At 74.0% G+C, this 20,371-nt stretch carries 17 protein-coding genes; 7 read left to right on the forward strand and 10 right to left on the reverse strand.

The annotated features are described in order from the left end of the window. The first annotated feature begins 36 nt into the window (after nt 1-36). A complete protein-coding gene (locus ACFYNX_RS22915; RefSeq protein WP_125665443.1) occupies nt 37-1,239 on the forward strand; it encodes an amino acid deaminase/aldolase in 1,203 nt (400 codons plus the stop codon). Between the two features lie 21 nt (nt 1,240-1,260). On the opposite strand, the gene ACFYNX_RS22920 is transcribed toward ACFYNX_RS22915, so the two are convergent. The 4 genes from ACFYNX_RS22920 to ACFYNX_RS22935 form a co-directional block, all read right to left on the reverse strand. Continuing rightward, nucleotides 1,261-2,517 carry an HAD family hydrolase gene (locus tag ACFYNX_RS22920; RefSeq protein WP_388663675.1) on the reverse strand — a complete coding sequence of 419 codons (1,257 nt, stop codon included), beginning with the start codon at nt 2,515-2,517 and terminating at the stop codon, nt 1,261-1,263. Between the two features lie 68 nt (nt 2,518-2,585). Beyond that, nucleotides 2,586-3,371: a 3-oxoacyl-ACP reductase gene (locus tag ACFYNX_RS22925; protein ID WP_388663677.1), complete on the reverse strand. Its 786-nt coding sequence runs from the start codon at nt 3,369-3,371 to the stop codon at nt 2,586-2,588. A 5-nt stretch (nt 3,372-3,376) separates the two neighbouring features. Then, complete coding sequence (locus tag ACFYNX_RS22930; RefSeq protein WP_388663679.1) at nt 3,377-4,732, reverse strand: aldehyde dehydrogenase family protein; 1,356 nt, start codon at nt 4,730-4,732, stop codon at nt 3,377-3,379. Nucleotides 4,733-4,740: 8 nt separating this feature from the next. After that, entirely contained in the window at nt 4,741-6,105 is a 1,365-nt protein-coding gene (locus tag ACFYNX_RS22935; RefSeq protein ID WP_388663681.1) for a glutamine synthetase family protein, read from the reverse strand. An 89-nt stretch (nt 6,106-6,194) separates the two neighbouring features. Here ACFYNX_RS22935 and ACFYNX_RS22940 point away from each other — a divergent pair, with 89 nt between their 5' ends. The 3 genes from ACFYNX_RS22940 to ACFYNX_RS22950 all read left to right on the forward strand — a co-directional run bounded on the left by ACFYNX_RS22940 (nt 6,195) and on the right by ACFYNX_RS22950 (nt 9,249). Next, nucleotides 6,195-6,923, forward strand: a complete 729-nt coding sequence (locus tag ACFYNX_RS22940; protein ID WP_365539976.1) for an FCD domain-containing protein — start codon at nt 6,195-6,197, stop codon at nt 6,921-6,923. 127 nt (nt 6,924-7,050) lie between these two features. Further along, on the forward strand, nt 7,051-8,532 hold the full coding sequence (gene eat, locus ACFYNX_RS22945) for an ethanolamine permease (protein WP_388663683.1): 1,482 nt from the start codon (nt 7,051-7,053) through the stop codon (nt 8,530-8,532). 30 nt (nt 8,533-8,562) lie between these two features. Next, a complete protein-coding gene (locus ACFYNX_RS22950) occupies nt 8,563-9,249 on the forward strand; it encodes a gamma-glutamyl-gamma-aminobutyrate hydrolase family protein (protein WP_365539978.1) in 687 nt (228 codons plus the stop codon). Nucleotides 9,250-9,261: 12 nt separating this feature from the next. Here ACFYNX_RS22950 and ACFYNX_RS22955 read toward each other — a convergent pair whose 3' ends face one another. Then, the gene (locus ACFYNX_RS22955) at nt 9,262-10,716 is read right to left on the reverse strand and encodes a cytosine permease (protein ID WP_365539979.1); all 1,455 of its coding nucleotides are present in this window, start codon (nt 10,714-10,716) and stop codon (nt 9,262-9,264) included. A 69-nt stretch (nt 10,717-10,785) separates the two neighbouring features. Here ACFYNX_RS22955 and ACFYNX_RS22960 point away from each other — a divergent pair, with 69 nt between their 5' ends. Both ACFYNX_RS22960 and ACFYNX_RS22965 read left to right on the forward strand, forming a co-directional pair. Then, nucleotides 10,786-11,436, forward strand: coding sequence for a TetR/AcrR family transcriptional regulator (locus ACFYNX_RS22960; protein ID WP_388663686.1), 651 nt, complete (start codon nt 10,786-10,788; stop codon nt 11,434-11,436). Between the two features lie 240 nt (nt 11,437-11,676). Then, nucleotides 11,677-13,305 carry an amidohydrolase gene (locus tag ACFYNX_RS22965; RefSeq protein WP_388663688.1) on the forward strand — a complete coding sequence of 543 codons (1,629 nt, stop codon included), beginning with the start codon at nt 11,677-11,679 and terminating at the stop codon, nt 13,303-13,305. 11 nt (nt 13,306-13,316) lie between these two features. Here ACFYNX_RS22965 and ACFYNX_RS22970 read toward each other — a convergent pair whose 3' ends face one another. Further along, nucleotides 13,317-14,201, reverse strand: coding sequence for a LysR family transcriptional regulator (locus ACFYNX_RS22970; RefSeq protein ID WP_388663928.1), 885 nt, complete (start codon nt 14,199-14,201; stop codon nt 13,317-13,319). A 433-nt stretch (nt 14,202-14,634) separates the two neighbouring features. Between ACFYNX_RS22970 and ACFYNX_RS22975 the strand changes: the two genes are divergently transcribed. Further along, on the forward strand, nt 14,635-15,810 hold the full coding sequence (locus tag ACFYNX_RS22975) for a TDT family transporter (RefSeq protein ID WP_388663690.1): 1,176 nt from the start codon (nt 14,635-14,637) through the stop codon (nt 15,808-15,810). Here the strand turns inward: ACFYNX_RS22975 and ACFYNX_RS22980 are convergent. The 4 genes from ACFYNX_RS22980 to ACFYNX_RS22995 all read right to left on the reverse strand — a co-directional run bounded on the left by ACFYNX_RS22980 (nt 15,737) and on the right by ACFYNX_RS22995 (nt 20,226). Continuing rightward, nucleotides 15,737-16,462 carry a helical backbone metal receptor gene (locus ACFYNX_RS22980; RefSeq protein WP_388663692.1) on the reverse strand — a complete coding sequence of 242 codons (726 nt, stop codon included), beginning with the start codon at nt 16,460-16,462 and terminating at the stop codon, nt 15,737-15,739. The genes ACFYNX_RS22975 and ACFYNX_RS22980 overlap by 74 nt on opposite strands. Nucleotides 16,463-16,523: 61 nt before the next feature. Further along, nucleotides 16,524-17,075: an XRE family transcriptional regulator gene (locus tag ACFYNX_RS22985; RefSeq protein ID WP_365539984.1), complete on the reverse strand. Its 552-nt coding sequence runs from the start codon at nt 17,073-17,075 to the stop codon at nt 16,524-16,526. Between the two features lie 174 nt (nt 17,076-17,249). Further along, nucleotides 17,250-19,037 (reverse strand): ABC transporter permease/substrate binding protein, encoded by a 1,788-nt coding sequence (locus ACFYNX_RS22990; protein WP_388663694.1) that lies wholly within the window; start codon nt 19,035-19,037, stop codon nt 17,250-17,252. Beyond that, nucleotides 19,030-20,226: a glycine betaine/L-proline ABC transporter ATP-binding protein gene (locus ACFYNX_RS22995; protein WP_365539986.1), complete on the reverse strand. Its 1,197-nt coding sequence runs from the start codon at nt 20,224-20,226 to the stop codon at nt 19,030-19,032. Before ACFYNX_RS22995 ends, ACFYNX_RS22990 begins: the two co-directional genes overlap by 8 nt. Between the last annotated feature and the right edge of the window lie 145 nt (nt 20,227-20,371).

The raw sequence follows: 20,371 nt of genomic DNA on the forward strand, positions 1-20,371 counted from the left end.
CTACCCACCCGTAAACCTGTCTGGCAAGCTCGGGCCATGACTCCCCGTGCCGGCGACCGGGCCCGTTACGACCGGGCCACCGCTCACCTCGACGCGCCCGTGGCGATCGTCGACCTCGAAGCCTTCGACGCCAACGCGGCGGACCTCGTGCGCCGGGCCGGGGGCAAGCCCGTACGCGTGGCGAGCAAGTCCGTGCGGTGCCGGGCGCTCCTGGAGCGGGCGCTCGCGCGGGAGGGCTTCGCCGGGATCATGTCGTTCACGCTCGACGAGTCGCTGTGGCTGGCGCGGGCCGGGTTCGAGGACGTCCTGCTCGCGTACCCGTCGGCGGACCGCGCCGGGTTCGGGGAGCTGGCACGGGACCCGAAGCTCGCCGCCGCCGTGACCGTGATGGTGGACGACGTGGCGCAGCTCGATCTGATCGACGCCTCCCGCGCGGGCGGGACGGAGGAGGTCCGGGTCTGTCTGGAGCTGGACACCGCGCTCAGCCTGCTCGGCGGCCGGATCCGGATCGGCGCCCGCCGCTCCCCGCTGCGGGAGCCCGCCGAGCTGGCGGAGCTGGCCCGCTCGGTGGGTCGGCGGCCGGGGTTCCGGTTGGTCGGGATCATGGCGTACGAGGGGCACGTCGCGGGGGTCGGGGACGCGGTCGCGGGCCGGCCGCTGCGGTCGCGGGCGGTCCGGCTGATGCAGTCCGCCGCCCGCGGGGAGCTGGCGGAGCGCCGGGCGGCCGTGGTGCGGGCCGTGCGGGCGGTGGCGCCGGACCTGGAGTTCGTGAACGGCGGCGGCACCGGCAGCGTGCAGCACACGGCCGCCGAGGACGCGGTGACGGAGATCGCCGCCGGTTCGGGCCTCTTCGTGCCGCGCCTCTTCGACGACTACACCTCCTTCAGCGGCCGGCCCGCCGCGCTCTTCGCGCAGCCCGTGGTCCGGCGGCCGGGCGTGGGCGTGGTGACCGTGCTCGGCGGCGGCTATCCGGCCTCCGGGGCGGCGGGCCCGGACCGGCTGCCCGTGCCGTACCTGCCGGAGGGGCTGCGGTACGACCCGCGGGAGGGGGCCGGCGAGGTGCAGACCCCGCTGCTCGGCTCGCCGGCCGACGACCTGCGGATCGGCGACAAGGTGTGGTTCCGGCACGCGAAGGCCGGCGAGCTGTGCGAGCGGTTCGAGAGCCTGCACCTGGTCGAGGGCGACCGGATCACGGCGACCGTGCCGACGTACCGGGGCGAGGGCCGCACCTTTCTCTAGCGGCCGGCCTCCGGTGCACCGCTAGTACACCGTGTCCTCCTGGTCCGGGATCACGCTGCCGTCGGCCCGCCGGACCGGCCCCGCCGTGCCGTCGCCCGCCGTGTGGCCGGTGGTGGCGCAGGGGTACGGGGTGGTCTTCCGGGCCTTCGGCTCGATGAACACGGGGTTCACGAGCCAGCGCCCGTCGCCGTTCTCGTACGCCCGGCACATCAGCTCGTCCTTGTTGCGGTTGAGGACCAGGCGGAGCCCGGTGGCGTCCCGCAGGAAGGTGACGTCGGTGTCGGAGTCCCCGGCGGCGAGGACCTGGCGTCGGGCGGCGGGCTGGACGCGTTCGGCGGCGGGGCCCCGGACGCCGAGGATCTCCCGGTTGATCCAGCAGCGCTTGCCGTCGATGTAGGTGATCATCGTGTCCTCGCCGTCCCGGACGGTGCCGCAGCCCTGGAAGTGGGCGGTGAGCCGGCCGTGTTCGGTGGTGTTGCGGATGCCGATCGCGTGCGAGGGGTCGATGCCGACGCCCCGGGCCCAGACGTCGACGACGGGCTCGGGCGAGGCGGAGACGATCCAGACGTCGAATCCGGCCCGCCGGAGCGTGTCGATCAGGTCGCGCTGCTGGTCGTAGTGGCGGACCCAGCCGGTGACCCGGGCGGTGCCGACCCGCTGGGTGGCGCCCTGCGGGGCGGCGAGGTTCTCGGCGCGGGCGGCGGCCGCGAAGGACTCGACCTCGCGGACGGTCCAGCCGCGCAGGAGCTGGGCCAGCCAGGCGTACTGGGGTTCCGTCCGGCGGTGGTCGAAGCCGGCGAACGCGGCCGCCCCGCCGGTGGTGGCGCCGTCGGAGTAGACGGAGCGGATCTCGTCGGCGCAGCGGGTGTCGGTGGCGGTGGGCAGGGTGCGCACGCCGGTGGGACAGGCCGCGCGGAGGGCGGTCGCGGCGGCGGGGGTGAGGTGGCGGCTGGTGGTGGACCAGTCGTCGTTCCGGGGCGGGCGGACGCGGTCGTTGCGCAGGAGCCAGTAGAGGGTGGCGTCGCCGACGTCGTTCTTGATGACGGTGTTGTCCCAGTCGAAGACGGCGAGGGGCTTCCGGCCCTTCGTCCTCGCGTCGGCGCAGTGGCCGGCGATCAGGCGGTCGAGCCGGGCCTTGTTGTCGCCGTACCAGCCGCCGGAGACGCTCAGGGTGGGGCACGGGCGGTGCTTCGCCTGTGCCGGGGCGGCCGAGACGAGGGTGGTCGCGGCGAGGGCGAGCGCGGCGACGGCGGCGGACGTGCGGAGGCGGTGGTTCACGGACAGGCTCCTGTCGGTACGCGGACAGCCGGGCGCCTTGCGACGCCCGGCTGTCGGAGGGGTGGCTGCTAGAGGGGCGTCACGTACGCGCCCGCGATGCCGCCGTCGACGAGGAAGTCGGTGGCGTTGACGAAGGAGGAGTCGTCGCTGGCGAGGAAGGCGACGGCGGCGGCGATCTCGTCGGCCTCGGCGAAGCGGCCGACGGGGATGTGGACGAGGCGGCGGGCGGCCCGCTCGGGGTCCTTGGCGAACAGCTCCTGGAGGAGCGGGGTGTTGACGGGCCCGGGGCACAGCGCGTTGACGCGGATGCCCTCGCGGGCGAACTGGACGCCCAGCTCGCGGGACATGGCGAGCACGCCGCCCTTGGAGGCGGTGTAGGAGATCTGGCTGGTGGCGGCGCCCATGAGGGCGACGAAGGAGGCGGTGTTGATGATGGAGCCCCGGCCCTGGCGGCGCATGTAGGGCAGGGCGGCCTTGCAGCAGAGGTAGACGGAGGTGAGGTTGACGTCCTGGACGCGCTTCCAGGCCTCCAGGCCGGTCTCCAGGATGGAGTCGTCGTCGGGGGGCGAGATGCCGGCGTTGTTGAAGGCGACGTCGACGGAGCCGTAGGTGTCGAAGGCGGTCTTGAACAACGCCTCGACCTGCTCGGGGTCGGTGACGTCGACCCGTACGAAGGTGCCGCCGACCTCCTCGGCGGCGGCCTTGCCCGCGGTCTCGTCGATGTCGCCGCAGACGACGTTCGCGCCCTCGGAGGCGAGGCGGCGGGCGGTGGCGAGGCCGATGCCGCTGCCGGCACCGGTGATGACGGCGGTGCGGCCGACCAGACGGCGGCAGATGTTCTCTTCGGTGGTCATGCGGTTCAGGCCTCCGTGCTGATGAAGACGTTCTTGGTTTCGGTGAAGGCGGTCAGGGCGTCGGGGCCGAGTTCGCGGCCGAGGCCGGACTGCTGGTAGCCGCCGAACGGGGTCCAGTAGCGGACGCTGGAGTGGGAGTTGACGGAGAGGTTGCCGGCGCGGACGGCGCGGGAGACGCGCAGGGCGCGGCCGACGTCCCGGGTCCAGATGGAGCCGGACAGGCCGTACTCGGTGGCGTTGGCGAGCCGGATCGCGTCGGCCTCGTCCTCGAAGGGGAGGACGACGGCGACGGGTCCGAAGACCTCGTCGACGGCGCAGGGGGCGTCCTCGGGCAGGCCGGTGAGGACGGTCGGCGGGAACCAGAAGCCGGGGCCCTCGGGCGCCTTGCCCCGGATCCCTTCGAGGGTGTCGGGGACGTAGGAGCGGACGCGGTCGAGCTGGGCCCGGGAGATGAGCGGGCCCATCTGGGTGCGCTCGTCGGAGGGGTCGCCGACGACGATCTCCTCGATCGCGGGGGCGAGCAGCTCCAGGAAGCGGTCGTGGGCGCCGCGCTGGACGAGGATGCGGGTGCGGGCGCAGCAGTCCTGGCCGCTGTTGTCGAGGAAGGACATGGGGGCGGCGGCGGCCGCGGCTTCGAGGTCCGCGTCGGCGAAGACGACGTTGGGGCTCTTGCCGCCGAGTTCGAGGGTGACCCGCTTCACCCGGTCGGCGCACTTGGCCATGATGGACTTGCCGACCCGGGTGGAACCGGTGAAGACGATCTTGGCGACGCCGGGGTGTTCGACGAGGGCGTTCCCGGCGACCGGGCCGGTGCCGGGGAGGACCTGGAAGAGTCCCTCGGGCAGGCCCGCCTCCAGGGCGAGTTCGGCGAGGCGGAGCGCGGTGAGCGGGGTGGTCTCGGCCGGCTTGAGGACGACGGCGTTGCCGGCGGCGAGGGCGGGCGCGGTGGCCCAGGCGGCGGTCGGCATCGGGAAGTTCCAGGGAGCGATGACGCCGACGACCCCGAGGGGTTCGAGGATCGTGACGTCGAGGCCGCCGGCCACCGGGATCTGGCGTCCGTTGAGGCGCTCCACTCCCCCGGCGGAGAAGTCGAGCAGGTCGCGGACGTTGCCGGCCTCCCAGCGGGCGTTGCCGAGGGTGTGGCCGGCCTCGGTGACCTCCAGGCGGGCCAGTTCCTCGGTGTGTCCGTCGACGGCGGCGGCGAAGCGGCGGAGCAGCCGGGCGCGGTCGGCGGGTGCGGCGGCGGCCCAGCCCCGCTGGGCGGCGGCGGCCCGGGCGACGGCGGCGTCGACGTCGGCGGGGGTGGCCGCGGGGACGTGGGCGACGTGTTCCTCGGTCGCCGGGTTCAGTACCTGGAGCAACTCTTTCCTCACAAGCGTTCGAAGGAGCGGCGCAGTTCCCAGTCGGTCACCGCGGCGTCGAAGGCGTCGAGTTCGACACGGGCCATGTTGCGGTAGTGGGCGACGACCTCGGGGCCGAAGGCGGCCTTGGCGATCTCGCTGGTCTCCCAGAGTTCGGCGGCCTCGCGCAGGGTGGTGGGGACGTGGGCGTAGTCGGCGGCGTAGGCGTTGCCCGTACAGGGCTCGGGCGGTTCGAGGCGCTGCTCGATGCCGTGGAGGCCGGCGGCGACCAGGCCGGCGACGGCGAGGTAGGGGTTGACGTCGCCGCCGGGGAGGCGGTTCTCGAAGCGGGTGGAGCGTCCGTGGCCGACGACGCGGAGGGCGCAGGTGCGGTTGTCGTGGCCCCAGGCGACGGCGGTGGGGGCGAAGGAGCCGGGCTGGAACCGCTTGTAGGAGTTGACGTTGGGGGCGTAGAGGAGGGAGAAGTCGCGGAGGGCGGCGAGCTGTCCGGCGAGGAAGTGCCGCATGGTCGCGGACATGCCGTGCTCGTCGTCCCCGGCCATCACGTTCGTGCCCTCGGCGTCCTGGAGGGAGAGGTGGATGTGGCAGGAGTTGCCCTCGCGCTCGTTGTACTTCGCCATGAAGGTGAGCGAGCAGCCCTCCTGGGCGGCGATCTCCTTGGCGCCGGTCTTGTAGACGGCGTGCCGGTCGCAGGTGACGAGGGCCTCGTCGTACTTGAAGGCGATCTCGTGCTGTCCGGGGTTGCACTCGCCCTTGGCGGACTCGACGGTCAGTCCGGCGGCGGTCATCTCGTTGCGGATGCGGCGCAGGAGGGGTTCGACGCGTCCGGTGCCGAGGACGGAGTAGTCGACGTTGTACTGGTTGACGGGGGTGAGGCCGCGGTAATTGGCGTCCCAGGCCTGCTCGTAGGTGTCCTTGAAGACGATGAACTCCAGCTCGGTGCCGACGTGGGCGGTGAGCCCGTGCTCCGCGAGGCGTTCGAGCTGGCGGCGGAGGATCTGGCGGGGCGCGGCGACCACGGGGGTGCCGTCACCCCAGGCGAGGTCGGCCGTCACCATGGCGGTGGCCTCGTTCCAGGGGACGCGGCGGAGGGTGGTGAGGTCGGGGTGCATGGCGAAGTCGCCGTAGCCGCGGTCCCAGGAGGACATCTCGTAGCCGTCGACGGTGTTCATCTCGGTGTCGACGGCCAGGAGGTAGTTGCAGCCCTCGGTGCCGTGGCCGAGGACGTCGTCCAGGAAGAACTGCGCGGCGAACCTCTTGCCCTGGAGCCTGCCCTGCATGTCGGGGAAGGCGAGGACTACGGTGTCGATCTCGCCGCTCGCGACGAGGGCGCGCAGCTCCTCGACGTCGAGCGGGGGTGTGCGGTCTGCCACGGGATTGCTCCTCCTTCGGCCTGCCGGGAGCCATAAGGTATTGCGGAAGACCATTGCTTGGGAAGTACCGGAGGAAAGGAAACGAGAACGTGGCCAGTACGAGTGGACCGGCGGACCGGCTGACGCCCGTGCTGCGGCCGGTGCGGGCGGGCAACGGGTTCGAGGAGGCCCTGGAGCAGATCCTCCAGGTGGTGCGGCTCGGCCTGGTGCCGGACGGGGAGCGGCTGCCCGCCGAGCGGGAGCTGGCCGACCGGATGGGGATCAGCCGGGTGACCCTGCGCGAGGTCCTCAAGGTCCTCCAGGAGCAGGGGCTCGTGGAGAGCCGGCGCGGCCGGTACGGCGGGACGTTCGTGCTGCCCCGGGTGCGGACGGGCGACGAGGACGAGCTGCGCCGCCGGATCGCCTCGGTCGACATGGAGGACACCCTGCGCTTCCGCGAGGTCCTGGAGGTGGGGGCCGCCGGGCTGTGCGCGGCCCACGGCCTCGACGCGGCGGGCGCCGGGCGGCTGCGGTCCGCCCTCGCGGCGACCCACGACGCCCCGCTCGGCGACTACCGGCGCCAGGACACCCTGCTCCACCTCACGCTCGCGGAGCTGTCCGGCTCGCCGACCCTGACGGCTCAGTACGCGGCGGTCCGGGCGACGGTGAACGACCTGCTCGACTGCATCCCGCTGCTCGTGCGGAACCTGGAGCACTCCCAGCACCAGCACACCGCGCTCGTGGAGGCGGTCCTCGACGGGGACGCGGACGCGGCGCGCGAGGTGATGCGGGAGCACTGCGCGGGCACGGCGGCGCTGCTGCGGGGCTTCCTGACGTGAGCGGCGTCCGGGCCGCACGAAGGGGTCCCGTAACCCGAAAGTAACGCACGGGGGTTGCGTTCCCGCCGGGGCGGCGCAAAGGTATGGCCTCAATCCATTGGGCCCGTTGCGGGGAGCTGACGCTGCCATGACGCTCGAAGACACGACCGGGAGCACGTCCGGGAAGACACCCGGGGACGGGAAGACGTCCGGAGCCCCGCCGGAGGACGACTACCTGGAGCGGCGCGCGCTGCGCCGCGGCAGCGCCGGCTGGCTGCTGCTCACCGGCCTCGGCGTCGCCTACGTCGTCTCCGGGGACTTCTCCGGCTGGAACATCGGCCTGTCGAAGGGCGGCTTCGGCGGGCTCGCCGTCGCCACCGTCCTGATGGGCGCGATGTACGCCTGTCTGGTCTTCGCGCTCGCCGAGCTCTCCGCCATCCTGCCCACGGCGGGCGGCGGTTACGGCTTCGCCCGCCGGGCGCTCGGCACCTGGGGCGGCTTCCTCACCGGCACCGCGATCCTCATCGAGTACGTCCTCGCCCCCGCCGCGATCTCCATCTTCATCGGCGACTACGTCGAGTCGCTCGGGCTCTTCGGCCTGGAGTCCGGCTGGCCGGTCTACCTGGTCTGCTTCGCGCTCTTCATCGGGATCCACCTGTGGGGCGTGGGCGAGGCGCTGCGGTTCAGCCTGGTCGTGACGGCGATCGCGGTCGCGGCCCTGGTCGTCTTCGCGCTCGGCGCGTTCACCGACTTCCACGTGGACGGCCTGAACGACATCCCGGTGGACGGCGAGGCGTTCGGCTCGAACTCCTGGCTGCCGTTCGGCCTGCTCGGGATCTGGGCCGCGTTCCCCTTCGGCATGTGGTTCTTCCTCGGCGTCGAGGGCGTGCCGCTGGCCGCCGAGGAGGCGAAGGACCCGGTCCGGTCCATGCCGAGGGCGCTGGCGATCTCGCTCGGCGTCCTGGTGCTGCTCGCCGTCATGACCTTCTTCGCCGCCACCGGGGCGCGCGGCTCGGCGGCCGTCCAGGAGGCGGGGAACCCGCTGGTCGTGGCGCTCCAGGGCGACGGGGAGCCGACGGCGCTCAGCCGGTTCGTGAACTACGCGGGCCTGGCCGGTCTGGTCGCCTCCTTCTTCTCCCTCATCTACGCCGGCTCGCGCCAGTTGTTCGCCCTCTCCCGGGCGGGCTACCTGCCCCGCTTCCTCTCCCTGACCAGCCGCCGCAAGTCGCCCTACCTGGGGCTCCTCATCCCGGGCGCGATCGGCTTCGCGCTCGCGGCCGGGACGGGGAACGGGGCGCGGATGCTGAACATCGCGGTCTTCGGCGCCACCATCTCGTACGCCCTGATGGCGCTCTCGCACATCGTGCTGCGCCGCCGCGAGCCGCACCTGCACCGGCCGTACCGCACGCCCGGCGGGATCGCGACCTCGTCGACGGCCCTCGTCCTGGCCCTGTCGGCCCTGGTGGCGACCTTCCTGGTGGACCGGACGGCGGCGCTCATGGCGCTCGGGGTGTACGTGATCGCCCTCGCCTACTTCGCGTTCTACAGTCGGCACCACCTGGTGGCGAAGGCGCCCGAGGAGGAGTTCGCGGCGCTCGCCGCGGCCGAGGCCGAACTCGAACGCGGCTGACGTCGTCCCGACCCCCTTGGAGGAACTGTGGTGTCCGAGCCGCTCATCGGCGTGACCACCTATCTGAACCGGGCCCGCTGGGGCGTGTGGGACATGGAGGCCGCGCTGCTGCCCGCCGCGTACCCCCGGCTCGTACGGGAGGCCGGGGGGCTCGCGGTGATGCTCCCGCCGGACGGACCGGCCGCCGCCGCGGCGGTCGTGGCCCGGCTCGACGGCCTGGTCGTGGCGGGCGGGGCGGACGTGGAGCCCGTGCGGTACGGGGCCGAGCCCGACCCCCGTACCGGCCCTCCGGCCAGGGAGCGGGACGCCTGGGAGCTTGCCCTGATCGACGCGGCCCTGGCCTCCGGCACCCCGCTCCTGGGCATCTGCCGGGGGATGCAACTGCTCAACGTGGCGCTCGGGGGCACGCTGGTGCAGCACCTGGACGGGCACGCGGAGGCGGTCGGGGTGATCGGCCGGCACAAGGTCGAGCCGGTGCCGGGCAGCCTCTACGCCTCCCTGGTCCCGGAGCCGGCCGAGGTCCCGACCTACCACCACCAGGCCGTGGACCGGCTGGGCGCGGGGCTCGCGGCCTCGGCCCACGCGGAGGACGGCACGGTGGAGGCGGTGGAACTGGCCGCGCCGGCCTGGGCCCTCGGCGTGCAGTGGCACCCGGAGATGGGCGAGGACACGCGGGTGATGCGGGGGTTGATCGAAGCGGCAGCGGCCCGGACCTGACGTAAGGACCGGTCAGGCGGCCGCGCGGGCGGCGAGCACCGTGCGGTCGCCGCGCATCAGGAGGGCGTAGAGGGCGGCGGAGACGCCCATGCCGACGGGCAGGGAGAGGTCGAGGCCGCCGAGTGCGGTGGCCACGGGCCCGGTGTAGAGGGTGTCGACGCAGAGGGACGCGGCGGCGACGCCGGCGACGAGGGCGAGTGCCCCGGCCCGGTTGACCCCGGCGGTGTACCAGAAGGGGCCGCCGGGGGTCTCGTCGGAGAGCGCGACGCCGTCGTAGCGGCAGCGGCGCAGCAGGACGTCGGTGGCGTACACCGCCATGAGCGGGCCGACCAGGACCGTGATCACCTGGAGGGCGTTGCTCACGGTCTCCAGGAAGTGGGAGACGAGCACGCCGTACAGGGTGAGGGCGACGGCCACGGCGCCGTCGAGGAGGACGCTGACGGAGCGGCGGACGCGCAGGCCGACGGCCTGGAGCGCGAGTCCGGCGCTGTAGGCGGTCAGGGCGTTGATGGCGATGGTGCCGAGGACCAGGGCGAGCAGGAAGACCGGCACGAACCAGCCGGGCAGGATCTCCTGGAGCGCGGTCTGCGGATCGGTCATGTCGACGGCGGTGGCCGCGAGGGCGCCGAGCGCACAGACGGCGACGCTGGGCAGGAAGGCGCCGAGGGCGGTCCAGCCGGCGATCGCCTTCTTCGAGGCGGTGCGGGGCAGGTAGCGGGAGAAGTCGGCGCTCGTGGTGTACGAGAGCGGGCCCGAGGCGATCATCGTGGTGCCCGCGAGGAGCAGCGACCACAGCTCGGCGCCGGAGAGGCGGGCGGCGGGGGCGTACGAGAAGTCGGCGTGGCGCAGGACGGCGAACGCGACGACGGCGAAGGCCGCGGCGAGGGCGAGCGTGATCGGCAGGTACAGCTTGATGATCAGGCCGTGCCCGTAGACGCTGATGACCAGCGTGAGGGCGGCGATCACCACGACGACGGCCACCTCGACGGGGACGGTGACCGCGGCGCCGGCCTTCTCCACGAGCGCGAAGGCGGCGGTGGCCGCGGCGGCCAGGTTGAGGGCGAAGTAGCAGACGGAGACCAGCCAGCCGCCGATCGCGTTGTTCACGCGGTTGCCGCGGACGCCGTAGACGGCCCGGGTGATCACCTCGCTGGGCGCGCCGGCGGCCGGACCGGAGGTGGCGAGCAGTCCGGTGAGGAGCCAGAAGAGGTTGCCCACGACGATCACGCCGAGGGCCTGCCAGAGGCTCAGGCCCATGAGGACGAGGGCGCCGCCGATGACCAGGCTCAGGTAGTTGACGTTCGCCGCGGCCCACACGGAGAAGAGCTCGCGGGGGTGTCCGTGGCGCTCCTCGTCGGGGATGTGGTCGATGCCGTGGGCCTCGATGCGGCCGGGCCGGTCGGCGGCCGGAGGGGTGACCTGTGCGGCCCGGGGAGCCGGGTTCTGGTCGGGGATCGTGGAAGCCATGCGGCCCTCCGGAAGCGTGTGGTGCCCACCTGGTTGCTTATTGGTCGCACACTCAATAGCATCCCCGGTATGTCGTCAAGCGTCGAGCGCAAGCGCGTTCGGAAAACTCCGGAGGCCCGGCGGGCGGAGATCGTGGAGACCGCGGCCCGGGTCGCCCTGACCGAGGGCCTGGAATGCGTCACCCTGCGGCGGATCGCCGAGGAGCTGGCCGTGCGGCCGGGCCTGATCAGCCACTACTTCCCCTCGGCGGAGGAGCTGGTGGCCGAGGCGTTCGCCGTGGCCTCCACCGGCGAGCTCGACTCCCTGCTGCCCGCCGAGCGGCCGCACGGCACCCCCGCGCAGTACCTCGCGCGCTACTTCGCCCTCTCGGCCGGGGAGGCGTACGACGACATCAGCCGCCTGTGGATCAACGCCCGGCACCTCAGCCGCTACCGGCCCGTGCTGCGCGACCGGGTCGCCGAGCAGGAGCGCGCCTCCGACGACCGCCTCGAAGGGCTCATCCGCGAGGGCGTCGAGCGGGGCGAGTTCCGCACGGACGACCCGCGCACCGCGGCCATCCAGATCCTGGTCGTCCTCGACGGCCTCGGCGCCCACGCCAACACCGACCGGACCGACCGGCCGGAGGCGGTGACCCGGATGGCCGTCACCACGGCGGAACGCGCGCTCGGCCTGGCGGCCGGGACGCTGACGGGGACGCCGCCGCCGACCGTGCCGGACTGAGCGGCCGGTCGTACGGCACGTCGGCCCGCCGGGCGGGCCCGGTGCGTACAGACTGATCCGCACCGGCCTTCCCCGCGGGGCCGCCCCGTACGCGCTTCCGTCCTCCCCCGCGGCCCGTCCCCTGTACGCGCTTCCGCCTTCCCTCACGGCCCGCCTCCGCCCTCCCCCGCGGCCCGCCCCCGTGCCCGTACACCCACACCCGTACCGCCGAAGAACCGTCCCGCACCCCTGGAGCCACCCGTGCGCACCCGTCTCGTCCTGCTCTCCGCCCGTCTGCTCGACCCCGGTACGGGGGCGTTCCTGCCGGAGACCGCGCTCGCCGTGTCCGAGGACGGCCGGATCGCGGCCCTGGGCGACGACCGCGAGATCCGCGCGCTCGCCGGGCCGGCCACCACCGTCGTCGACCTCAGGGGGGCCGTCGTCACCCCCGGGCTCGTCGACGGCCACGTGCACCCCGTCAGCGGCGCCGAGCTGACGCACGGCCTCGACCTGTCGTACTGCGCCGACCTCGACGACGTGCGGGAGGCCCTCGCCCGCGAGGTGCGGACCCTGGAGCGCGGGGCGTGGCTGTTCGGCTGGGGCCTCGACCCGAACGTCTTCGGCGGCCACCCCGTCGGCACCGCCCCCTTCGACTCCGTCCTCGACGGGGTGCCCGCCTTCCTGCTGCTCTTCGACGCCCACTCGGCCCTCGCCAGCCGCCGGGCCCTCGAACTCGCCGGGGTCGACGGCCCCCGCACCTTCGACCAGGCCTCCGCCGAGGTCGTCTGCGACGCCGACGGGCGCCCCACCGGCCTCCTCCAGGAGGACGCCGCCTGCGAGCTGGTCGAGCGGGTCGCCCCGCGCCCGACGCGCGAGGAGAGCCGGGAGCGGCTCGCGGCCGCGCTGCGCTCCATGGCCGCCGCGGGCCTGACCGGCGGCCACGCCATGGACGCCAACGGCGACAGCCTCGCCCTGTACGGAGAGCTCGACGCGGCCGGTGAGCTGCCGCTGCGGCTGCGGGTGGCGCCCTGGTGCCAGCCCGGCACCGACGCCGACGGCGTGCGCGAGCTGATCGGGCGGCAGGGCACCGGCGGGGCGCTGTGGCGGGTCGCCGGCGTGAAGCTCTTCATGGACGGGACCATCGACAACGGCACCGCGTGGCTGGAGCGCCCCGACTGCCACGGCGAGTCCACGCACGCCTTCTGGCCGGACCCCGAGGCGTACACCCGGATCGTCGGCGAGCTGCACCGGGCGGGCGTGCCCACCGCGACGCACGCCATCGGGGACGCGGCCGTCCGGCACGTCCTCGACTCCGTCGAGAAGGCGCGCGCCTCGGGCGGCGAAGGGGTGCGGCACCGGGTCGAGCACATCGAGACCGTCCCGGACGACACCCTGCGCCGCTTCGCGGAGCTGGGCGTCCTCGCCTCCATGCAGCCCACCCACTGCTGCGACTTCACCCGCGCCGACCACACCGACAACTGGTCGCGCCGGCTCGGCGAGGAGCGCGCCTCGCGCGCGTGGCGCTGCCGGGACCTGCTGGACTCCGGGGCGACCGTGGTCCTCGGCTCGGACTGGCCGATCGCGCCGTTCCCGCCGCTCGGCGTGATGGCCGGGGCCCGGCACCGGCGCCCGAGCCGCGACCTCGGGCAGGCGCCGCACGGCCCCGAGCAGGCGCTGACGCCGCTGGAGGCGCTGCGGGGCCTGACGACGGCTCCGGCGTACGCGGCGGGCGAGGAGCACGAGGCGGGCCGGATCGCCCTCGGCCACCGCGCCGACCTGGCCGTCTTCGGCGGCGACCCGCTGACCACGGCCGCGACGGACCTGCCGGACCTGCCGGTCCTGCTGACGGTCCTCGACGGGCGGATCACCCACCGGGCGGCGGGCGTCTGATCGGCGCCCTCTCAGCGCCCCCGGGACAGGTCGCCGGGCCGGTCGCGGGTCAGGGAGAGCAGGTCCCGGGCCGGGCCCGTGGGGCGGTGGCCTGCGGGCCAGACGGCCCGCAGGTCCCTGCGGAGGAGCACCCCTTCGACCGGGACGGCGACCAGGCGGCGGGAGGCCAGTTCCTCGGTGATCGCGAGTTCGCTGAGGACGGCCGGGCCCGCCCCGCTGACGGCGGCGGCCTTCACCGCGGTCGTGGAGGCGAGTTCGAGGAGCGGTCGCGCGAGGCCCCCGTGGTCGGCGAGCGCCGCGTCGAGGACCTGCCGGGTGCCCGAGCCGCGCTCCCGCAGCACCAGCGGGGTCGCGGCCAGCTCGGCCGGGTCCAGCGGGGCGCGGCGGCGAGCCCACGGGTGCGAGGGGGCGGCGACGACCGCGAGCCGGTCGCGGGCGACGACCACGCCGTCGAGGCCGTCCGGCACGGCGAGGCCCTCCACGAAGCCGACGTCCGCGTCGCCCGCGAAGAGGCGTTCCGCGACGGCCGCCGAGTTCCCGGCCTGGAGCGACACGGCGGTGTCGGGGCGTTCGGCGCGCAGGGCGATCAGCCAACCGGGCAGCAGGTACTCGGCGATCGTCATGGACGCGGCCACCCGCAGCCGCGAGTCGCGCCGGCCGCGCAGGGCCTGCGCCCCGGCGTCGAAGGCCTCCGCCGCCTCCACGATCCGCCGCGCCCAGTCCGTGACGAGGGCGCCCGCGTCGGTGAGCCGGGAGCCGCGCGGCGAACGGTCGACCAGGGCCACCCCCAACTGCCGTTCCATGGAGCGGATCCGGCTGCTCGCGGCGGGCTGGGTGATCCCCACCTCGCGGGCCGCGGCGCCGAGGCTGCCGTGCCGGGCGACGGCGAGGAGCAGCTCGAGCGCGCCGAGGTCGGGGACGCGGTGGGAGAGGTGGGGGCGTGGGGCTCCGGCCCCACCGGAAGCGCCCGGACCACCACGGGCCCCGGAGACCGCGGGACCGCCACGGCTCGCGGGACCGCGGGCGGACGTGGGGACGTCGGCGGACGCGGGGCCGCGGGGGGATGCGGGGCCGCCACTGGTCACCGGACCGTCTCCGGTCAGCGGACCGTCTCCAGCCGCCGGACCGCCTCCGACCACCGGCCCGCCCCCGGACACGGCACCGTTCGAAGCCGCACCACTCGAAGCCGCACCGCCCCGCGTCCCGTCCCCGCCCGTCCCGTCCCCGTGGGCTTCGCCGCCCCGCGTTCCCCTGCTCATAAACCCAGCTTATGACGTCATAGCCGCATGATCCCTGGTCCGGGTGCCGGAACGGGACGACGGTGGAGCCATGGCAAGCGTCGCACCTCCCCGTCCCGCACCCCTCCCCCGCGCCACCACCCCCGGCGCCGGGCCGGGTCTGCGGATCCGCTCCGTCCGTCACCTCGGACCCAACTGGTACGCCTCCGTGATGGGCACGGCGATCGTCGCCACCGCGGGCGCCGTCCTCCCGGTGCACGTCCCCGGCCTCCGTACCGCCTGCGCGGCGGTCTGGGCCCTGTCGCTCGCGATGCTGCTCGTCCTGCTCCCGGCCCGCGCGCTGCACTGGATCCACCACCGCGACCAGGCCCGCGCCCACCTCCTGGACCCGGCCGTGGCCCCGTTCTACGGCTGCCTCTCGATGGCGCTGCTCGCGGTCGGCGGCGGGGCCCTGGTCGTGGGCCGGGACTGGATCGGACTCCCGGCGGCCGTCGCGCTCGACACCGTCCTGTTCGGCGCCGGCACGCTGATCGGCCTGGTGACGGCCGTGGCCGTCCCGTACCTCATGGTGGTGCGCCACCGGATCGAGACCGCGTCCCCGGTGTGGCTGCTGCCGCTGGTCGCCCCCATGGTCTCCGCCGCCCTCGGCCCGCTGCTCGTCCCCCACCTGCCCCCGGGGCAGGCCCGGCAGACGCTCCTGATCGCCTGCTACGCGCTGTTCGGCCTCAGCCTGCTCGCCACCCTGGTCGTGCTGCCCCTGGTCTTCGGGCGGCTCGTCACCGGCGGTCCGCCGCCGCTCGCGCTCACCCCCACCCTCTTCCTGGTCCTCGGCCCCCTCGGCCAGTCGACGACCGCCGCGAACAAGTTCGCCGACGCGGCCCCGGGCGTGCTGCCCGAGCCGTACGCGCACGGCTTCGCCGCCTTCGCCGTCCTCTACGGGGTGCCCGTCATGGGCTTCGCGCTGCTGTGGCTGGCGCTCGCCGGGGCGATGGTGCTGCGGGCGCGCCGCCGGGGCATGGGCTTCGCGATGACCTTCTGGGCGTTCACCTTCCCGGTGGGGACGTGCGTGACCGGCGCCGAGGGGCTGGCCGGACACACCGGTCTGGCCGCCTTCCGGTGGCTGGCGGTCGGGCTGTACGCGTTCCTCGTGGCGGCCTGGCTGGTGGCCGGTCTCCACACCCTGCGCGGGCTCGTCAGCGGCGCGCTGCTCGCAGGGCCCGGGCGAGCCTCTCCGGAGCCTCGGCCAGTGACGGCCCGTACCAGGTGAGCATCCGCCCGTCGACGAGGGCGGCGGCGGTCCCGGGGAAGGCCTCGGGGCCGTCGTCGCGCGTGAAGCGGTAGGGCTCGTCGGGCAGGACGACCAGGTCGGTGGCGGCGGCGCGGAGCTCGTCGAGCGGGAGGCGGGGGTAGCGCTCGGGGTGGCCGGCGTACGCGTTGCGGATCCCGAGGCGGGCGAGCAGGTCGCCGGCGAAGGTGTCGCGGCCCAGGACCATCCAGGGGCGGCGCCAGATCGGCACGACGGCGGTGAGCGGTGCCTCCGGGCGCAGGGGTGCGACCGCGGCCCAGGCGTCCTCGGCCTCCGCCAGCCAGCGGGGCCGCCGGGGCGCGCCGCAGGCGGTGAGGACCCGTTCCAGTTCGCGCAGGCCCTGGTCGAGGGTGCGGACCTCGGTGACGAGGACGTCGAGTCCGGCGGCCCGCAGGGCGTCGAGGTCGGGGGCGCGGTTCTCCTCCTCGTTGGCGAGGACGAGGTCGGGACGCAGGGCGGTGATCGCGGGGACGTCGGGGTTCTTGGTGCCGCCGATCCGGACGACGTCGAGGCCGGCGGGGTGCGCGCACCAGTCGGTGGCGCCGACGAGGACGCCGGGCAGGGTGAAGGCGACGGCCTCGGTGAGGGAGGGCACGAGCGAGACGACCCTCATCGCCGTACCTCCGGGATCCCTCGGTCGTTCGTGGCCGTGCTCCCGGAATCCCCCCGGCCCGTCATTCCTCCTCCGCCTCCACGTGCTCCCCCACGGCCACGACCAGGAGCCGGGTGCCGGGCTCGGTGGCGCGCCAGCGGTGGCGCACCCCGCCGGAGAGGTAGAGGGTGTCGCCCCGGTCGAGCCGGTAGGCGCGGCCCTCGGCCTCGACCTCGGCGGCGCCGTCGGCCACGTAGAGCAGCTCGTCGTTGCGGTGCTGGAACTCGCGGCCCGCGTCCTGCTCGCCGGTGAACTCCAGGGCGTGCAACTGGTGGCGGCCCCGGACGAGGGACCGGATGCCCTCGGGCAGGTCGGGGGAGTCCTCCCCGGACCGGACGACGTCGACGGTGCGGGAGGACTCGGCGACGGCGAGGAGTTCGCCGGCCGTGGTCTCCAGGGCCCCGGCGACGAGTTCGAGGGAGCGGCGGCTGGGGCGGGCCCGGTCGTTCTCGACCTGGCTGAGGAAGGGCACGGAGAGGCCGCTGCGGGAGGCGACGACGGCCAGGGTGAGCTGGAGCGCTCTGCGGCGCCTCTTGACGGCCGCGCCCACGCGGGGTGACTCCTTCTCGTCCATGTCGGCTCCCTCCCTCTCGCCGCGTGCCCGTCGCGATCCTCGTACCGGTCGGTTACCTGAACCTTACGCAGCTTTGGGGCGGGGTTTCGCGTCGTGCCGAAAAAGGGGCGGTCGCCGGACACGTACGGCGACCACCCCTTTTCGGACGGGAACCGTTCCGGTCCCGTCGGGCGGCTACTGCGGGGTGAGCTTCTCCGCGAGGCCCGGGTTGCGGTCGAGCCAGGTGCGGACGGCCTGCTGCTCCTTGCCCTTGCCGGTCTCCTGGACGACGGCTTCGAGGTCCGTGAGCTGCTTCTCGGACAGCTCGAAGTCCTTCAGCCAGGCGCTGACCTCGGGGTTCTCCTCGGTGAAACCCTTGCGGGCGAGGGTGTGGACGCCGTCGCCCTTGCCCCAGGCCCCCTTGGGGTCCTTCAGCTTCTTCAGGTCGTGGGCGGAGTAGGCCCAGTGCGGGGACCAGAGGGTGACGACGACCGGTTCCCTGCGCTCGTACGCGCGCTTCAGCTCGGCGAGCATGCCGGGCGTGGAGCCGTCGACGACCTTGTACTCGCCCTCCAGGCCGTACTCCTCGAGGACCTTGTCCTTGAGGATGCCCATCATTCCGGCGCTGGGTTCGATGCCGACGATCCGGCCCTTGAACTGCCCCGCCTTGCCCTTGAGGTCGGCGAGGGAGTCGACGCCCTTCACGTACGAGGGGACGGAGAGCTCCAGGGACGTGGGGCCGTACCAGGAGCCGAGGTCCTCCAGCTTGTTCTTGTACTTCTCCCAGTACTGGGCGTGGGTGACCGGGAGCCAGGAGTCGGTCTGGAAGTCGAGCTGTCCGCCGGCCAGACCGGTGTAGAGCGCGCCGGCCTCCAACTGCTTGGTGTCGACCTCGTAGCCGCGCCGCTCCAGGAGCTCCTTCCACAGGTACGTGGAGGCGATGCCCTCGTCCCAGGGGATGTAGCCGATGCTGACCTTCTTGCCGTTGCCGCCGGCGTTCCCGGAGCCGGTGCCGAGGAAGCCGGTGCCGCCCGCCACGAGGGCGAGGACGACGACGCCGACGAGGGCGGTGACGGGCTGCGGTCGGTGGGCCCACAGCTTGGCGCCGGGGCGCTTGGCGGTCGCGGCGCGCGCCTTGGCTGCGGCGCGGCGGCCCAGCGGGGAGACCTGGCGGCCGAGGGCGCCGGTCATCCGGTCGAGGTACATGGCGAGGACGACGATGGAGACACCGGCCTCGAAGCCGAGGCCGATGTCGACGTTGCCGATGGCGCGGTAGACGGCGCCGCCGAGTCCGCCGCCGCCGACCATGCCGGCGATGACGACCATGGACAGGCCCAGCATGATGACCTGGTTGACGCCGGCCATGATCGTGGGGAGGGCGAGCGGCAACTGCACGCGCAGCAGGGTGTTGCGCGGGGTGGTGCCGAACGCCTCGGCGGCCTCGACGAGTTCGCCGTCGACCTGGCGGATGCCGAGCTCGGTCATCCGGACGCCCGGGGGCAGCGCGAAGACGATGGTGGCGATGATGCCGGGGACCACGCCGACGCCGAAGAAGATGATGCCGGGGATCAGGTAGACCATCGCCGGCATGGTCTGCATGAAGTCGAGGACCGGGCGCATGACGGCGCTGACGGTCTTCGAGCGGGCCGCCCAGATGCCGAGCGGCACGGCGATCACCAGGGTGACCAGGGTGGCGACGAGGACCAGGGAGAGCGTCGCCATGGCCTCGTCCCAGAGCTGGACGGAGTCGACGAGCGCGAAGCCCGCGAAGGCGAGGAGGCCGGCGGCGAAGCCGCGCAGCCACCAGGCGACGACGGCGAGGATGCCGGCGAACAGCAGGGGCTGGGGCGCGGACAGGACGGCGTCGATGCCGTCGTAGAGGCCGGTGACGCCGGTGGTGACGGCGTCGAAGAGCCAGGAGAGCTGGGCCTGGAGCCAGTCGACGGAGCTGTCGACCCACCGGCCGAGGGGCAGCCTAGGCACCGGCGGTCACCTCCTGCCCGTTCTTCGCGGGGACGTTCTCGGCGGCGCCGCCCTTCGTGACGGCGTTCCGGGCGTCGGCCTTCTCCGCGCCGGGGCCCTTGGTGGCCGCGCGCCTGTTCTCGACGCCCTTCGTGGTGATGTCGTCCACGGTGGCGTCGTGCGTGCCGAGGCCGCCCATCACGCCGAGGAGGCGCTCCGGGGACACGACCCCGAGGACGGTGCCGTCGGGGTCCTCGACGGTCACGGGGTGCGGTGCGCCGGCGGCGACGGCGCACAGGTCCGCGACGAGGGTGTCGGGCGCGACGGACCGGCAGGCGCAGTCGTCCGGGCAGTCGGCCGCGGCGGCGCCCTCCGTCATGACGGCGGAGGCGGTGAGCACCCGGGAGCGGTCGACGTCCTGGATGAAGGAGGCCACGTAGTCGTCGGCGGGACGGACGAGGATGTCCTCGGCGGTGCCGAGCTGGACGATCCTGCCGTCGCGCATGACGGCGATCCGGTCGCCGAGGCGCATGGCCTCGTTGAGGTCGTGGGTGATGAAGACGATGGTCTTCTTCAACTGCTTCTGGAGGACGAGGAGCTGGTCCTGCATGTCGCGGCGGATCAGCGGGTCGAGCGCGCTGAACGACTCGTCCATGAGGAGCAGGTCGGCGTCGGTGGCGAGCGCCCGGGCCAGGCCGACGCGCTGCTGCATGCCGCCGGAGAGCTCGTCGGGCCAGGACTTCTCCCAGCCGGCGAGGCCGCACAGGGCGAGGGCCTCGGCGGCGCGGGTCTCGCGCTCGGCGCGGGGCACGCCCTGGACCTCCAGGCCGTAGGCGGCGTTCTCCAGGACGTTCCGGTGCGGGAAGAGCGCGAAGTGCTGGAAGACCATGCTGATCCGGCGGGAGCGGACCGCGCGCAGGTCCCGGGGGGAGAGCGCGGTGAGGTCGTCGCCGTCGAAGAGGACCCGGCCGGCGGTGGGTTCGAGCAGCCCGTTGAGCATGCGCAGGAGCGTGGACTTCCCGGAGCCGGACAGGCCCATCACGACGAAGATCTGGCCGGGCTCGACGACGAAGCCGGCGTCCACGACGGCCGCTGTCGTCCCCTCGGCGCGCAGCTCCTCGCGATCGGCGCCGTCCGCCAGCCTGCGAACGGCTTCGTCGGGTCGTCTGCCGAACACCTTGTACAGGTGGTCGGCCTGGAGCCTGGACACATACACCTCACGGGTAGGAACGAAGAACGGCCCCGCCACCCCCGCGAGGCCGGACCGTGGAGCCCGCGGGATCGGCCCGCGCCCCGCCGCGTGCGGGATCCTTGGGTCGGATTCCGCACCGGGGTTCACTCCGGGGCCGCGCATG

Origin of the sequence: Streptomyces sp. NPDC007872 (assembly GCF_042868165.1) — a bacterium.
Classification (GTDB): domain Bacteria; phylum Actinomycetota; class Actinomycetes; order Streptomycetales; family Streptomycetaceae; genus Streptomyces.

What these genes read in the sequence shown, in the direction of transcription:
- ACFYNX_RS22915 (WP_125665443.1), top strand. Translation starts at nt 37, where the DNA reads ATGACTCCCCGTGCCGGCGACCGGGCCCGTTACGACCGGGCCACCGCT.
- ACFYNX_RS22925 (WP_388663677.1), bottom strand. Translation starts at nt 3,371, where the DNA reads ATGACCACCGAAGAGAACATCTGCCGCCGTCTGGTCGGCCGCACCGCC.
- eat (WP_388663683.1), top strand. Translation starts at nt 7,051, where the DNA reads ATGACGCTCGAAGACACGACCGGGAGCACGTCCGGGAAGACACCCGGG.
- ACFYNX_RS22955 (WP_365539979.1), bottom strand. Translation starts at nt 10,716, where the DNA reads ATGGCTTCCACGATCCCCGACCAGAACCCGGCTCCCCGGGCCGCACAG.
- ACFYNX_RS22960 (WP_388663686.1), top strand. Translation starts at nt 10,786, where the DNA reads ATGTCGTCAAGCGTCGAGCGCAAGCGCGTTCGGAAAACTCCGGAGGCC.
- ACFYNX_RS22975 (WP_388663690.1), top strand. Translation starts at nt 14,635, where the DNA reads ATGGCAAGCGTCGCACCTCCCCGTCCCGCACCCCTCCCCCGCGCCACC.
- ACFYNX_RS22980 (WP_388663692.1), bottom strand. Translation starts at nt 16,462, where the DNA reads ATGAGGGTCGTCTCGCTCGTGCCCTCCCTCACCGAGGCCGTCGCCTTC.
- ACFYNX_RS22985 (WP_365539984.1), bottom strand. Translation starts at nt 17,075, where the DNA reads ATGGACGAGAAGGAGTCACCCCGCGTGGGCGCGGCCGTCAAGAGGCGC.